The sequence below is a fragment of the Acetoanaerobium pronyense genome (assembly GCF_017874355.1).
GTDB classification, from domain to species: domain Bacteria; phylum Bacillota; class Clostridia; order Peptostreptococcales; family Filifactoraceae; genus Acetoanaerobium; species Acetoanaerobium pronyense.
In genome coordinates this window covers 1-15,008 of the sequence record NZ_JAGGLI010000046.1, presented here as the reverse complement: position 1 = coordinate 15,008, position 15,008 = coordinate 1, and the positions used below count along the sequence as shown (strand labels likewise).

Sequence of the window (15,008 nt, the reverse complement as noted above, 5' to 3'; positions counted from 1 at the left end):
CACACCAATTGCGATGGAAGAAGGACTAAGATTCGCAATAAGAGAAGGTGGAAGAACAGTAGGTTCTGGAGTAGTTGCTACAATAGTAGAGTAATCAAAGACATCATTTAACTGAGGATATTCAAAAAAACCTGATGGGTTTCCATCGGGTTTTTTATCTGGAATAATGCATCTAAAAAATACTTTGCCCAGTTTTAATCAACGTACAAAAGGTATATTTTTTTCTTGACAACACAGTCTCGTTATGATAGATTTTATGGGTAATGTTATACAATACACCAATCTATGTTTAAAAATAGATCCTTCTGATACATTTCAATGTAGGAGGTGGACCATGAGAGTAAAAATAACTCTTGCTTGCCAAGAATGCAAGTCAAGAAACTACAACACTACTAAGAACAAAAAGAATGACCCTGACAGAATAGAACTTAAAAAGTATTGCAGGTTCTGCAAGACTCATACTGCACATAAGGAAACTAAATAGTCAAAGGGTGTGAATTAATTGCCAACAGAAGCTAAAGCCGAAAAAATTGGAATTGTCGCTTCAATAGGAGAGACAAGAAAAGAACTTAGAAAAGTTCATTGGCCAAAGAAAAAAGAACTTGTGAACTATACTACTATAGTAATAGCATCGGTTCTTGTAGTAAGTCTGCTTATTTATTTGATAGATTCTGGGCTGGGATTCATCGTAGGCAAAGTGGTTTCTAATTAATGTTGCTATCTAAAAGGAGGGTCAGGCCGCTAGTCGGCTGCTGTATATGTCGGAACAAGAACAAGCCAGATGGTATGTAATACATACATATTCAGGACACGAAAACAAAGTCAAAGCTACAATTGAAAAAGCTGTTCAAAGCAGAGGTATGGAAGATTTAATTCAAAATGTTGCTGTACCTGTAGAAGATGTGGTAGAGACTAAAAACGGCAAAGAAAAGATTAGGCAGAGGAAAGTGTTCCCTGGTTATGTGCTTATTAAGATGATAGTCACAGATGAATCTTGGTACGTTGTTAGAAACACTAAAGGCGTTACTGGATTTGTGGGACCTAACTCTAAGCCTGTAGCGTTAACGCCAGAAGAAGTGGAAAATATGGGGGTTGAAAAAACCGAAACTTCTCAAGCGATTATAGACTTGTCAATTGGTGATAAGATAGAAGTCACTTCAGGGCCGTTTATAGGCTTCTCGGGAACTATCGAAGGGATAAATCCTGAGAAGAAGTATCTGAAAGTTAATATTTCCATGTTCGGAAGAGAAACGCCGCTTGAGCTTGAATTTGCTCAGGTAAAAAAGCAGAATGATTAATAGGAGGTGTAAAAATGGCTAAAAAAGTAATTGGACAAATAAAACTTCAAATACCAGCAGGAAAAGCTACTCCAGCTCCACCGGTAGGACCGGCTCTTGGACAGCATGGAGTTAATATAATGGGATTCTGTAAAGAGTTCAACGCTAAAACCGCTGAGCAAGGTGGTCTTATAATTCCTGTAGTAATTACAGTATATCAAGACAGATCTTTCAGTTTTATAACTAAGACTCCTCCTGCAGCTGTTCTTATAAAAAGAGCATGTAAAGTAGAGTCAGGTTCAGGTGAACCAAACAAGAAAAAAGTTGCTAAAATAACTAAAGCTCAAGTTAAAGAAATTGCTGAGCTTAAGTTACCAGATCTTAATGCTGCATCTGTAGAATCTGCTATGAGCATGATCGAAGGAACTGCAAGAAGTATGGGTATAACAGTAGAAGAGTAGAACTATTTTATGTATATAGATTGGTGGGAGGCAAATTTACATTTACCGATAATACCACAAGGAGGCATTGCAATATGGCTAAGAAAGGCAAGAAGTATCAAGAAGCCCTTAGTAAGTTCGATAAGAACAACTATTTTAACGCATCGGATGCGCTTGGAGTAGTTACTGAAGTGGCTAGTGCTAAGTTTGATGAAACTGTAGAAGCACACATAAAGCTTGGGGTAGACTCAAGACATGCAGATCAGCAAGTACGTGGAGCAGTAGTACTGCCACACGGAACTGGAAAGACTAAAAGAGTTTTAGTTTTCGCAAAAGGCGAAAAAGCTAAAGAAGCAGAAGCTGCAGGAGCAGATTTTGTAGGAGCAGAAGATATGGTAACTAAGATTCAATCAGAAAACTGGTTTGAATTTGATATCATAGTTGCAACTCCTGACATGATGGGTCTTGTAGGGAGACTGGGAAGAGTACTTGGGCCTAAAGGCCTTATGCCTAACCCTAAGTCTGGAACTGTTACTTTTGAAGTAGCTAAAGCTGTTGATGAAATCAAGGCTGGTAAAGTTGAGTACAGACTTGACAAAAATAATATAATTCACGTTCCAGTTGGAAAAGTTTCTTTTGGAAAAGAGAAGCTTGCTGACAACTTCCATGCTCTTATGGAAGCTGTAATAAAAGCGAAGCCAGCGGCTGCTAAGGGACAGTACCTAAGATCTGTTACTGTAACTAGCACTATGGGACCTGGAGTTAAAATAAATCCTTCTAGAGTGACTGACTAAAAAAAGATTGACAAGGTGGACTTTGCAGTGTATATTATACTCTGTACTTAAAATTGAATTAAAACCGTAGACAGTAGGTGCTAACGCTTAAATATCCTGCCGAGGTCAATCTTGATAAATTTGATGGATTATTGAGGCCTTTGTATGTCTATGGATATATGAAGGCTTTAATTTATTTAAAGCTTACGAAGGAGGTGCCGTATGACAAAAGCTATCGAAATGAAGCAAGGGGTAGTATCAGAAATATCTGAAAAACTTCAAAAATCAGTATCTTGCGTGGTAGTTGACTATAAAGGTCTTACTGTTGAAGAAGTTACTGAGCTTAGAAATAAATTCAGAGAAGCTGGTGTAGATTACAAGGTGTACAAAAATACTCTTGTAAGAAGAGCAGCAGAGCAAGTTGGCAACATGGAGCAATTTGATGATGTTAATCTTGTGGGAACTAATGCTATCGCTTTTGGATATGAAGATCCAGTAGCTCCAGCGAAGATTGTAAGTGAGTTTGCAAAAACTCATCCAAAGCTTGAACTTAAGATGGGATTTGTTGAAGGAGAGTTCTATGATAGTGAAAAACTAAAAGAACTAGCTGAAATACCTTCAAGAGAAGAGCTTATTGCTAAGCTTCTTGGAAGCCTTAAAGCTCCAGTGTCTAACTTCGTTTATCTTCTTGATGCAATGATTAAGAAGCAAGAAGGACAGGAAGCATAATTTAAAAAGAAATAAACATAACAATATTTTAAAAAATAATTCGGAGGTGTACTTAAATGACTATAGAACAAATATTAGAAGCTATAGAAAACATGAAAGTTCTTGAGCTTAATGAACTTGTAAAAGCTGCAGAGGAGAAGTTCGGTGTATCTGCATCTGCTCCAGTAATGATGGCAGGAGCTGCTGCTGGTGGAGCTGCGGCAGAAGAAAAAACTGAGTTTGACGTAGTACTTGTTGATGCAGGATCTTCAAAAGTTGGAGTTATCAAAGCTGTTAGAGAAATAACAGGACTTGGACTTAAAGAAGCTAAAGATCTTGTAGATGGAGCTCCAAAGCCAGTTAAAGAAGGCGTTGCTAAAGAAGAAGCTGATCAAGTTAAAGAGAAGCTAGAAGCAGCAGGCGCTAAAGTAGAAGTTAAGTAGTTTTTCAAAAAAACTATGAGGCTATAGGTCTTGACTTATAATAGAAAGTGCTTCAGGTATTACCTGAAGCACTTTTTTATAGCATAGGAAAGAACCCTTTCCTATGCTATAAAAAAAGGATAAAGTACATGTTTGCAAAAGCTAGGATTTTGAAAAAAATGAGTTTTTATAATACATGTCCTTGTAAGATTCTTTTCTTATTATATATAGCGTTGACACATCAAATCATATACTGTATAATGATTTGATGCATTAGAATGGAGTACTTTTGCCCATTTGTTTTATTTTTATTAATGAGAGGTGAAGTCTTAATGCCACATCCACATCCCGTTCAAATCGGGACAAGAACCCGAATGAGCTTTTCTCAAATAAATGAAGTTGCAGAACTTCCCAATCTTATTGAAATCCAGCTCGAATCCTATGAATGGTTCCTACAAGAGGGACTAAGAGAGGTTTTTGAGGAAGTATTCCCAATTGAGGATTATACTGGAAACATAAAATTGGAATTCCTAGATTATTTCATCGAAGAAACCCCGAAATACGACGTAGAAGAATCAAAAGAAAGGGACGTTACATATTCAGCTCCCTTAAAAGTAAGAGTAAGACTTACAGTTCCAGATGAAGATGGAGCGAAAATAATTAAAAATGAATCTGGAGAACCTGTTTTCCTAGGCGATTTCCCTCTTATGACTGATAAAGGTACATTTATCATAAACGGAGCGGAAAGAGTAATAGTAAGTCAGCTTGTGCGTTCGCCGGGAGTTTATTTCTCTCAGGAAATGGACAAATCAGGTAAAAAACTTATTTCATCTACTGTTATACCTAATAGAGGTGCATGGCTAGAATATGAAACTGACTCTAATGATATAGTATCAGTTAGAATAGACAGAAACAGAAAACAGCCAGCGACTATGCTTCTTAGAGTTTTAGGTTATGGAACAGATCAGGAAATAAGAGACCTGCTTGGAGAAGACGAACGTTTAGAAGCTACGATTCTTAAAGATAGCTCAAAGTCCGTTGAAGAAGGTTTAATAGAGATATACAAGAAGCTAAGACCAGGCGAACCACCTACATTAGAGAGTGCTTCGTCCCTTATTAATTCAATGTTTTTTGATCCCAAAAGATATGACCTTGCTAAAGTTGGAAGGTATAAATTCAACAAAAAGCTAGCACTCTCAAACAGGATTAACGGAAGAATACTTGCAAGAGATGTAGTAGATTTTTCAACTGGAGAAGTATTGTTTGAAAAAGGAACAAGACTTAGTGTTGAACAGGCTAAAGTCATAGATAACTCAGGGCTTGAGTATGTATATATATATGGAGAAGAAGACAAGGAAGTCAAAGTTATAGGTAACTGCTTTGTAGATATAAAAAGTCATTTAGACTTTGATGTTTCTGATCTTAAAATAAAAGAAAAAGTAAGATACAAAGTACTTAAAGAAATCCTTGAAAATTATTCAACAGAAGAAGAAATCAAGGAGCAGTTAAAAGAAAGAAAAAGAGAACTTGTTCCTAAGCATGTTACAGAAGAGGATATAATTGCATCTATAAGTTATCAATTTAATCTTTTCCATGGCATAGGAAATATAGATGATATTGACCATCTTGGAAACAGAAGAGTTAGATCTGTAGGAGAGCTTCTACAGAATCAATTTAGAATAGGTCTTTCAAGAATGGAAAGAGTTATAAAAGAAAGAATGACTGTTCAGGATGCCCTTGAGCTTACGCCAAACAGCCTTATGAATATAAGGCCTGTAACAGCGGCTATTAAAGAGTTCTTTGGTTCTTCTCAGCTTTCTCAGTTTATGGACCAGACAAACCCCCTTTCGGAGCTTACACATAAGAGAAGACTTTCGGCTCTTGGGCCAGGTGGACTTTCAAGGGAAAGAGCGGGCTTTGAGGTAAGAGACGTTCATTATTCTCACTACGGAAGAATGTGCCCTATAGAGACTCCTGAGGGACCAAATATAGGACTTATAAACTCCCTTTCTGTATATGCTAGAATCAATGAATATGGTTTTATTGAATCTCCTTACAGAAGAGTAGATAAAGAAGGACTAAAGGTAACTGAAACGATAGATTACCTTACAGCGGATGAAGAAGACCTTTATATAAGAGCTCAGGCTAATGAGCCTTTAAGTGAGGAATCTTGGTTTGTGAATCCTAAGGTTGCATCTAGAACAAGAAACGGTACAGTAGAGCTTATTCCAAGTGAAAAAGTAGACTACATGGACGTATCGCCAAAGCAGGTTGTATCTGTTGCTACTGCAATGATACCTTTCCTTGAAAACGATGATGCAAACCGTGCCCTAATGGGTTCGAACATGCAAAGGCAGGCGGTACCTCTTGTAAGAAGAGAGTCCCCTGTAATAGGAACAGCTATTGAGTATAGAGCGGCTAAGGATTCTGGAGCAGTAATCGTAGCAAAAAATGCTGGAGTAGTGGATAAGGTCTCTGCTCAGGAAATAGTGATTCTTAGAGAAGATGGACAAAAAGACAGATATAGACTTTTAAAATTTAAAAGATCGAATCAGGGAACCTGCATCAACCAGACTCCTCTTATTAAAAAAGGAGATGTCCTGAAAAAAGGTGACGTTATTGCTGATGGTCCATCAACTGACCAAGGTGAGATCGCGCTTGGAAGAAACTGTCTTATAGCTTTCATGACATGGGAAGGGTATAACTATGAGGATGCTATTCTTATAAATGAAAGACTTGTAAAAGAAGACAGACTTTCAACTATCCATATAGAAGAATATGAGGCTGAGGCTAGAGATACAAAGCTTGGACCTGAAGAAATAACAAGAGATATCCCAAATGTTGGCGACGACGCTATAAAAGACCTTGACGAAAGAGGAATCATCAGAATAGGTGCTGAAGTTGAGTCAGGGGACATACTTGTAGGAAAGGTTACTCCAAAAGGAGAAACTGAAATTACTCCAGAGGAAAGACTTCTTAGAGCTATCTTTGGTGAAAAAGCCAGAGAGGTTAGAGATACTTCCCTAAGAGTACCGCATGGAGAATCTGGAATTATAGTAGATGTAAGAATATTCACAAGGGAAAACGGAGATGAGCTTTCTCCAGGGGTAAATGAACTTGTGAGATGCTATATAGCTAAAAAGAGAAAGATAAATGTTGGAGATAAGATGGCAGGAAGACATGGAAACAAGGGTGTTATTTCTAGAATATTACCTGAAGAAGATATGCCTTTTATGCCTGACGGAACTCCTGTTGAAATAGTACTAAATCCACTTGGAGTACCTTCACGTATGAACATCGGGCAGGTTCTTGAGGTTCATATGGGACTTGCTGCGAAGGCTCTAGGGTGGCATGTTGCTACTCCTGTATTTGATGGAGCTGTAGAAGAAGATATATTCAAGGCTCTAGAGCAAGCTGGATACCCTGCTAGTGGAAAAATAAATCTTCAAGACGGAAGAACAGGAGATTATTTTGACAATCCTATCACAGTTGGTTACATGTATATGCTAAAGCTTCACCATCTAGTTGATGATAAGATACATGCAAGATCTACTGGACCATACTCTCTTGTTACTCAGCAGCCACTGGGAGGAAAAGCTCAGTTTGGTGGACAGCGTTTCGGAGAGATGGAGGTTTGGGCTCTTGAGGCATATGGAGCAGCTCATACTCTTCAAGAAATCCTTACTGTAAAATCTGATGATGTAGTTGGAAGAGTTAAGACATATGAAGCGATTGTAAAAGGTGAAAATGTTCCTGAGCCAGGAATACCTGAATCTTTCAAAGTTCTTATTAAAGAGCTTCAATCTCTGTGTCTAGATGTAAAGGTTCTTACAGAAACAGATGAAGAGATAGAAGTTAGAGAATCACTGGAAGAAGCAATTCCAACTGATGAGTTTGAGTATGTTGATGAAGAGAGGGACGATATGATTGAAGAGGTGCTTACCCCTTCAGGAGAAGAATTTGACCTTGATTCTGACGACGGAGATGATGATTTAGAAGCTTTTACATCTGATGATGAGGAAGATGATGAATATGATTTTTAGGTTTAATTTGATAAAATATATTAATTTCAAGGAAAGGAGCGAAACTCCTTGTTTGAACTAAACAACTTCGAATCCATACAAATAGGACTTGCCTCCCCCGAAAAAATTAGACAATGGTCTAAAGGGGAAGTAAAGAAACCGGAAACTATAAATTATAGAACTTTAAAGCCTGAAAAGGATGGACTTTTCTGCGAAAGGATATTCGGACCTCAAAAGGACTGGGAGTGTCACTGCGGAAAATACAAAAGAGATAGAGCTAGACACAAAGGAATAGTTTGTGACAGATGCGGTGTTGAAGTTACTAGAGCAAAAGTAAGAAGAGAGAGAATGGGGCATATAGAGCTTGCTGCTCCAGTTTCTCACATCTGGTATTTCAAAGGTATACCATCGAGAATGGGACTACTGCTTGATATGTCACCTAGAATCCTTGAAAAGATATTATATTTTGCATCTTATGTAGTTGTGGACCCTCAGGAAACTAGTCTTTCTGAAAACCAGCTACTGAGCGAAAAAGACTATAGAGATGCTATAGAGGCTTATGGCTCAAACAGCTTTAAGGCTATGATGGGAGCTGAAGGGGTTAAAGAGCTTCTTAAGAAAATAGACCTTGAAAAGCTTTCTAAGGAACTTAGAATAAAGCTAAAAGATGCTACAGGACAAAAAAGAATCAAGACTATAAGAAGGCTTGAAGTTGTTGAGGCCTTTAGACAGTCAGGAAACGACCCTTCGTGGATGATTCTTGATGTAGTGCCAGTGATTCCGCCTGAAATCAGACCTATGGTTCAGCTTGATGGGGGAAGGTTTGCAACATCTGACCTTAATGACCTTTATAGAAGGGTTATAAACAGAAACAACAGATTGAAAAGACTTTTAGAGCTTGGAGCTCCTGACATTATAGTTAGAAATGAAAAAAGAATGCTTCAAGAGGCTGTAGATGCTCTTATAGATAATGGAAGACGAGGAAGACCTGTAACAGGACCTGGAAACAGACCTTTAAAATCCCTTTCTGATATGCTAAAGGGTAAGCAGGGAAGATTCCGTCAAAACCTTCTTGGAAAAAGGGTTGACTACTCTGGACGTTCAGTTATAGTAGTTGGACCAGAGCTTAAGTTTTATCAGTGTGGACTTCCTAAAAAAATGGCTCTCGAGCTATTCAAGCCTTTTGTAATGAATGAGCTTGTGAAAAGAAACTTTGCTCACAACATCAAAAGTGCAAAGAGAATGGTTGAAAAGGTAAAGCAAGAAGTTTGGGATGTTTTAGAAGAGGTTATCAAAGGACATCCAGTCCTACTTAACCGTGCTCCTACTCTGCATAGACTAGGAATTCAGGCTTTTGAACCTGTACTTGTTGAAGGAAAAGCTATAAAGCTTCATCCACTTGTTTGTACAGCTTACAATGCGGACTTTGACGGAGACCAAATGGCTGTCCATGTTCCTCTTTCAGTTGAGGCTCAGGCAGAGGCTAGATTCCTTATGCTTTCTCCAAACAATATACTAAACCCTAAGGATGGGGCTCCAATCACTACTCCTACTCAGGATATGATACTTGGTGCTTACTACCTTACTATAGAGCAAAGCGGAGTACCAGGCGAAGGCTCTATATATAAAGACTTTCAAGAGATGATGCTTGCCTATGAAAATAAGCAGGTACACCTTCATGCTAGAGTAAAGCTAAGAGTGAAAAAGTCATCTGAAGACAAGGGACAGTTAGTTGAAAGTACTGTAGGAAGATTTATCTTTAACGAAAGCATTCCTCAGGATATGGGATTTGTAAATAGAGAAGAGAATCCTTACGCCCTTGAGGTTGACTTCATACTTGACAAAAAGCATCTTGGAAAGGTTATAGATGCGTGCTTTAGAAAGCATGGAAACACTATGACTGCAATAATGCTTGATACTATAAAAGAGCTTGGCTTTAAGTTCTCTACAAAAGGAGCGGTTTCTATATCTGTTGCAGATATGGAGATTCCAGAAGAAAAATACGAGCTTATAAGACTGGCAGAGCAAAAGGTTGAAAAATACGAAAAGAACTTTAGAAGAGGTCTTATGTCTGATGATGAGAGATACGAAAGAGTAATCGAGACATGGGCAAAGACTACTGAAGAAGTTACAGATGCTCTTATGGCAAAGCTAGGACCACTAAACAACGTAAACATAATGGCATTATCTGGAGCGAGAGGTTCCAAAAACCAGATTAGACAGCTTGCAGGTATGCGTGGTCTTATGGCAAATGCAACTGGTAAGACGGTAGAAATACCAGTAAAATCAAATTTCCGTGAAGGACTATCGGTACTTGAGTACTTTATATCTTCACATGGTGCGAGAAAAGGTCTTGCCGATACAGCCCTAAGAACAGCCGATTCAGGATATCTTACAAGAAGACTTGTAGACGTTTCTCAGGATGTTATTGTTAGAGAACTTGACTGTGAAACTACTGAAGGAATAGAAGTAAGTGCTTTTAAAGATGGAAATGAAGAAATAGAAGGTTTATTTGATCGTATAGAAGGTAGATTTGCCCTTGAAGATGTAGTTAATCCAAACACAAGTGAGATGATAGCTCCACGTGGAGAGATGATTACTGAAAAAGAAGCAAACGCCATCCTTGAAGCAGGAATAGAAAAACTAAAAATAAGAACTGTCCTAAACTGTAAGGCTAAGCATGGAGTTTGTGCGAAGTGTTATGGAAGAAACCTTGCAACAGGTAAGGACGTTAATGTGGGTGAAGCTGTTGGTATAATAGCGGCTCAATCAATCGGTGAGCCTGGAACACAGCTTACAATGCGTACTTTCCATACAGGTGGAGTTGCCGGAGGAGATATTACCCAAGGTCTTCCAAGGGTTGAAGAGCTTTTCGAAGGTAGAAAACCTAAAGGTCTGGCAGTAATTACAGAAATCCCAGGAACAGTAACGATAGAAGAATCTGGCAGAAAGAAAGAAGCTGTTGTCAGATCTGAAGATGGAGTAGAAGAAAGATATGTAATACCTTATGGTTCTAGACTTAAAGTCAAGAATGATATGTTTGTAAAAGCTGGAGAGCCTCTTACTCAAGGTTCTATAAATCCTCATGACATCTTAAGAGTTAATGGAGTTACAGGAGTGCAGGATTATATAGTTAAAGAGGTTCAAAGAGTTTATAGACTTCAAGGGGTTGACATTAACGATAAGCATATAGAAATAATCATAAGACAGATGCTAGGAAAAGTTAAGGTTGAAGAGCCAGGAGATACAAGTCTTCTTCCAGGAGCACTTGTAGATATACTTGAGCTTAGAAGAATTAACGACGATATGATTGAAAAAGGTCTTGAACCTGCTACAATCAAAAGAGTTCTTTTAGGAATCACAAAAGCATCTCTTGCTACAGAGTCATTCCTATCCGCTGCATCCTTCCAGGAAACAACAAGAGTTCTGACAGAGGCAGCAATTAAAGGAAAGAAAGATAACCTTATAGGTCTTAAAGAAAATGTTATAATCGGAAAGCTAATTCCAGCAGGAACAGGCATGAAGAGATATAAGACTATAGAGATATCTACTGATGACGTAGTAAAAGAAGATGTGAAGGAACAAGCATCTGAAGAATTATAATAATTTTATTGACTGGCACATGCGCCGGTGATAGAATATAAAAGTGTGCAAATCAGCAGTGAAATACTTGCTGATTTGCTCCATGTATTTAATTAAAGGAAAACTTGTGGAGGCTTTGTTCGATGAAGCAAGTAATGATGTAGGAGGCATGTTATGTTTGAGGACCTAAAGCTTAAGAAAAAAGTTGTAGGTACTAAGCAGACCCTTAAATCCTTAAAGCTGAATAACGTTGAAAAAGTATATCTTGCAAAAGATGCATCAGTAAATGTAGTTCAGCCCATAGAAATTTTGGCAAATCAGATGAAAGTACCAGTGATTTATGTCCCTACTAAGAAAGAGCTGGGAGAATTTTCCGGTATAGAAATTTCTTCAGCAGCGGTAGCAATACTAAAATAGCAGTTGGCGGTGCAAAAAAATACAATAAATAAGGAGGTGCAAAAATGCCAACTATAAGTCAGTTAGTTCGTAAAGGTAGAGAAGAATCTGTTAAGAAATCAACAGCTCCAGCTCTGCAAAAAGGTTTCAACTCTCTAAGAAAAAGAGGAACAGATGCAAGTGCTCCACAAAAAAGAGGTGTATGTACATCTGTAAAGACTGTTACTCCCAAAAAACCTAACTCAGCCCTTAGAAAAGTAGCAAGAGTTAGACTTACAAATCAATTTGAAGTATCAGCTTACATTCCAGGTGAAGGACACAACCTTCAAGAGCACAGTGTTGTTCTTATAAGAGGAGGAAGAGTAAAAGACCTTCCGGGAGTTCGTTATCACATAGTAAGAGGAACTCTAGATACAGCAGGTGTTGACAAGAGAATGCAATCAAGATCAAAGTACGGTGCAAAAAGACCAAAAGCTGCCAAGAAGTAATAGTATTGTTCGGTGCGTTTATATATATAAGGCGCCCGCGGCATACAGCTTATGTCGAGTACCGATGATCTAATCAATTAGATTATTAAGGAGGGAAGTACAGTGCCAAGAAAAGGTAATGTTCCAAAAAGAGAAATACTACCAGATCCTTTATACGGAAGCAAGGTAGTTACAAAACTTATAAATAAGGTAATGTTAGATGGTAAGAAGGGTACAGCGCAAAGTATAGTATACGGAGCATTCGAAACTATAAAAGAAAAGACTGGAGAAGAGCCAGTTGAGGTTTTCGAAAAAGCTATGGGAAATATAATGCCTGTTCTTGAAGTAAAAGCTAGAAGAGTTGGTGGAGCGAACTATCAGGTTCCAATAGAAGTTAGACCTGAAAGAAGAGAAACTCTTGGGCTTAGATGGCTTGTAAAATATACAAGACTTAGAGGCGAAAAGGGAATGACTGAAAAGCTTGCCAAGGAAATCATGGATGCTGCTAACAATTCAGGAGCATCAGTTAAGAAGAAAGAAGATACCCATAAGATGGCTGAAGCAAACAAGGCATTTGCTCACTACCGTTGGTAAGATTTGGGTTTTTTTAGCCGAAAGGAGTGCAAATAAGTGCCAAGACAGTTTTCACTAGAAAAAACTAGAAATATCGGTATCATGGCCCATATAGATGCGGGTAAGACTACCACTACTGAAAGAATCCTCTACTATACTGGTAGAACTCATAAAATAGGAGAAACTCACGAAGGGGCTTCTCAAATGGACTGGATGGAGCAGGAGAAGGAAAGAGGTATAACAATTACTTCTGCCGCTACTACAGCTCAGTGGAAAGATCATAGAATAAACATAATAGATACCCCTGGTCACGTCGACTTTACAGTTGAGGTTGAGAGATCTCTTCGTGTACTTGATGGTGCTGTTGCTGTTTTCTGTGCAAAAGGTGGAGTTGAGCCTCAGTCAGAAAACGTGTGGAGACAAGCAAATAACTACAACGTTCCAAGAATAGCATTCGTAAACAAGATGGACATCATAGGAGCAGACTTTATAAGAGTTGTTGAAATGATGAAAGATAGACTTGGAGCAAATGCTGTTGCTATGCAACTTCCAATAGGAGCAGAAGATACTTTCAACGGAATTATAGATCTTATGATAATGAAGGCTTATAAGTACAACGGCGACAAAGGCGAAGACATAGAAATCATAGAAATACCTGAAGACATGAAAGACCAAGCTCAGGAATACAGAGACAAAATGGTTGAGGCTATAGCAGAACTTGATGAAGACCTTACAATGAAATATCTTGAAGGGGAAGAAATTTCAGTTGAGGAACTAAAAGTTGCTCTTAGAAAAGGTGTTATTTCTACATCTATAAACCCAGTTTTCTGTGGAAGTGCTTATAGAAACAAAGGTGTTCAGCTTGTGCTTGACGCTGTAGTTGAATATATGCCATCACCACTTGATATTCCAGCTATAAAAGGAACGTTACTTGACGGAGAAGAAGCTGAAAGACATTCATCTGATGAAGAGCCATTCTCAGCACTTGCCTTTAAGATAATGGCTGACCCTTTTGTAGGTAAGCTAGCGTTCTTTAGAGTGTACTCAGGAGTTCTTAAATCAGGTTCTTACGTACTTAACTCAACTAAGAATAAGAAAGAAAGAATCGGACGTATACTTCAGATGCATGCAAACACAAGAGAAGAAATTACAGAGGTTTACTCTGGAGATATAGCTGCTGCTGTAGGTCTTAAAGATACTACAACAGGAGATACTCTTTGTGATCAAGACAATCCGATAATCCTTGAGTCAATGGAGTTCCCAGAGCCTGTTATATCTGTTGCTATAGAGCCTAAATCAAAGGCAGCACAGGAAAAAATGGGTGTTGCTCTTCAAAGACTTGCAGAAGAGGATCCAACATTTAGAGTAAGAACTGATGAAGAAACTGGACAGACGATAATAGCAGGTATGGGTGAGCTTCACCTTGAGATAATTGTTGACCGTCTTCTAAGAGAATTCAAAGTTGAAGCTAATGTAGGAGCACCTCAGGTTGCTTACAGAGAGACAATCAAAAACCCAGTAGATATAGAGCACAAGTATGCTAAGCAATCTGGTGGTCGTGGACAATACGGACACGTTAAGATTAGAATGTTCCCTCAAGAGCCAGGCGCTGGTTATGAGTTTGTAAACTCAACTGTAGGAGGATCTGTTCCAAGAGAGTATATAGGTCCTGTAGACGCCGGTATTCAAGGAGCTATGTCAGCTGGTATCATAGCTGGATATCCTGTTGTTGATGTAAAGGTCGAACTTTATGACGGTTCTTACCATGAAGTTGATTCATCAGAAATGGCCTTCAAAGTTGCCGCTTCTATGGCTTTCAAAGAGGGTATGAAAAAAGCCCAAGCAATACTTCTTGAGCCTTACTTCAAAGTAGAAGTAGTAACTCCAGAAGATTACATGGGAGACGTTATGGGTGACCTTAACTCAAGAAGAGGAAGAATAGAAGGAATGGAAGCAAGAATAGGTGGAGCTCAAGCTATAAACGCCTATGTACCGCTTTCAGAGATGTTTGGTTACTCTACAGACTTAAGATCTGCAACTCAGGGTAGAGCAACTTACACTATGATATTTGACCACTATGAAGAAGTTCCAGCTTCAATTGCTAAAAAGATAATGGAAGAAGGAAAATAAATAAATATAGCAAGCTCTTTTTAGAGCTTGCTAATTATAAAAAAACACTTCAAATCGAGGAGGAATACAAAAATGGCAAAAGCTAAATTTGAAAGAAATAAGCCGCACGTTAATATTGGAACGATAGGACACGTTGACCACGGTAAAACAACACTAACAGCAGCAATCACAAAAACACTTCACGACAGATACGGATTCGGAGAAGCAGTAGACTTTGC

The 15,008-nt window shown here is 38.4% G+C and carries 15 protein-coding genes and 1 other annotated feature; all 15 genes read left to right on the top strand.

What is annotated here, in order from left to right; translation table 11 throughout:
• Positions 1-94: EF-Tu C-terminal domain-related protein (locus tag J2Z35_RS13650; RefSeq protein ID WP_330623494.1), on the top strand; the 94-nt coding region annotated here is incomplete at its 5' end.
• A 240-nt stretch (positions 95-334) separates the two neighbouring features.
• The gene (rpmG, locus tag J2Z35_RS13645) at positions 335-484 is read left to right on the top strand and encodes a 50S ribosomal protein L33 (protein WP_209661953.1); all 150 of its coding nucleotides are present in this window, start codon (positions 335-337) and stop codon (positions 482-484) included.
• An 18-nt stretch (positions 485-502) separates the two neighbouring features.
• Entirely contained in the window at positions 503-712 is a 210-nt protein-coding gene (gene secE / locus J2Z35_RS13640; protein WP_209661952.1) for a preprotein translocase subunit SecE, read from the top strand.
• 46 nt (positions 713-758) lie between these two features.
• Positions 759-1,298 carry a transcription termination/antitermination protein NusG gene (nusG, locus tag J2Z35_RS13635; RefSeq protein ID WP_209661951.1) on the top strand — a complete coding sequence of 180 codons (540 nt, stop codon included), beginning with the start codon at positions 759-761 and terminating at the stop codon, positions 1,296-1,298.
• A gap of 14 nt (positions 1,299-1,312) precedes the next feature.
• On the top strand, positions 1,313-1,738 hold the full coding sequence (gene rplK, locus J2Z35_RS13630; protein WP_209661950.1) for a 50S ribosomal protein L11: 426 nt from the start codon (positions 1,313-1,315) through the stop codon (positions 1,736-1,738).
• 74 nt (positions 1,739-1,812) lie between these two features.
• Positions 1,813-2,511 (top strand): 50S ribosomal protein L1, encoded by a 699-nt coding sequence (gene rplA, locus J2Z35_RS13625; RefSeq protein WP_209661949.1) that lies wholly within the window; start codon positions 1,813-1,815, stop codon positions 2,509-2,511.
• A 46-nt stretch (positions 2,512-2,557) separates the two neighbouring features.
• Positions 2,558-2,692 (top strand) — a sequence feature (ribosomal protein L10 leader region).
• Positions 2,693-2,712: 20 nt separating this feature from the next.
• Complete coding sequence (gene rplJ, locus J2Z35_RS13620; protein WP_209661948.1) at positions 2,713-3,219, top strand: 50S ribosomal protein L10; 507 nt, start codon at positions 2,713-2,715, stop codon at positions 3,217-3,219.
• A gap of 56 nt (positions 3,220-3,275) precedes the next feature.
• Positions 3,276-3,641, top strand: a complete 366-nt coding sequence (gene rplL, locus J2Z35_RS13615) for a 50S ribosomal protein L7/L12 (protein ID WP_209661947.1) — start codon at positions 3,276-3,278, stop codon at positions 3,639-3,641.
• Positions 3,642-3,952: 311 nt separating this feature from the next.
• Entirely contained in the window at positions 3,953-7,663 is a 3,711-nt protein-coding gene (gene rpoB / locus J2Z35_RS13610) for a DNA-directed RNA polymerase subunit beta (protein ID WP_209661954.1), read from the top strand.
• Positions 7,664-7,711: 48 nt separating this feature from the next.
• The gene (gene rpoC, locus J2Z35_RS13605; protein WP_209661946.1) at positions 7,712-11,245 is read left to right on the top strand and encodes a DNA-directed RNA polymerase subunit beta'; all 3,534 of its coding nucleotides are present in this window, start codon (positions 7,712-7,714) and stop codon (positions 11,243-11,245) included.
• Between the two features lie 153 nt (positions 11,246-11,398).
• Positions 11,399-11,641: a ribosomal L7Ae/L30e/S12e/Gadd45 family protein gene (locus J2Z35_RS13600; protein ID WP_209661945.1), complete on the top strand. Its 243-nt coding sequence runs from the start codon at positions 11,399-11,401 to the stop codon at positions 11,639-11,641.
• Positions 11,642-11,685: 44 nt separating this feature from the next.
• On the top strand, positions 11,686-12,108 hold the full coding sequence (gene rpsL, locus J2Z35_RS13595) for a 30S ribosomal protein S12 (protein WP_209661944.1): 423 nt from the start codon (positions 11,686-11,688) through the stop codon (positions 12,106-12,108).
• Positions 12,109-12,210: 102 nt separating this feature from the next.
• A complete protein-coding gene (rpsG, locus tag J2Z35_RS13590) occupies positions 12,211-12,681 on the top strand; it encodes a 30S ribosomal protein S7 (protein ID WP_209661943.1) in 471 nt (156 codons plus the stop codon).
• Between the two features lie 36 nt (positions 12,682-12,717).
• The gene (fusA, locus tag J2Z35_RS13585; protein ID WP_209661942.1) at positions 12,718-14,790 is read left to right on the top strand and encodes an elongation factor G; all 2,073 of its coding nucleotides are present in this window, start codon (positions 12,718-12,720) and stop codon (positions 14,788-14,790) included.
• A 72-nt stretch (positions 14,791-14,862) separates the two neighbouring features.
• Positions 14,863-15,008 (top strand): GTP-binding protein (locus J2Z35_RS13580; RefSeq protein ID WP_245330917.1); only part of this gene is annotated, 146 nt, incomplete at its 3' end.

Coding starts and splice junctions, on each gene's coding strand:
- rpmG (WP_209661953.1), top strand. CDS start 335: ATGAGAGTAAAAATAACTCTTGCTTGCCAAGAATGCAAGTCAAGAAAC.
- nusG (WP_209661951.1), top strand. CDS start 759: ATGTCGGAACAAGAACAAGCCAGATGGTATGTAATACATACATATTCA.
- rplK (WP_209661950.1), top strand. CDS start 1,313: ATGGCTAAAAAAGTAATTGGACAAATAAAACTTCAAATACCAGCAGGA.
- rplA (WP_209661949.1), top strand. CDS start 1,813: ATGGCTAAGAAAGGCAAGAAGTATCAAGAAGCCCTTAGTAAGTTCGAT.
- rplJ (WP_209661948.1), top strand. CDS start 2,713: ATGACAAAAGCTATCGAAATGAAGCAAGGGGTAGTATCAGAAATATCT.
- rplL (WP_209661947.1), top strand. CDS start 3,276: ATGACTATAGAACAAATATTAGAAGCTATAGAAAACATGAAAGTTCTT.
- rpoB (WP_209661954.1), top strand. CDS start 3,953: ATGCCACATCCACATCCCGTTCAAATCGGGACAAGAACCCGAATGAGC.
- J2Z35_RS13600 (WP_209661945.1), top strand. CDS start 11,399: ATGTTTGAGGACCTAAAGCTTAAGAAAAAAGTTGTAGGTACTAAGCAG.
- rpsL (WP_209661944.1), top strand. CDS start 11,686: ATGCCAACTATAAGTCAGTTAGTTCGTAAAGGTAGAGAAGAATCTGTT.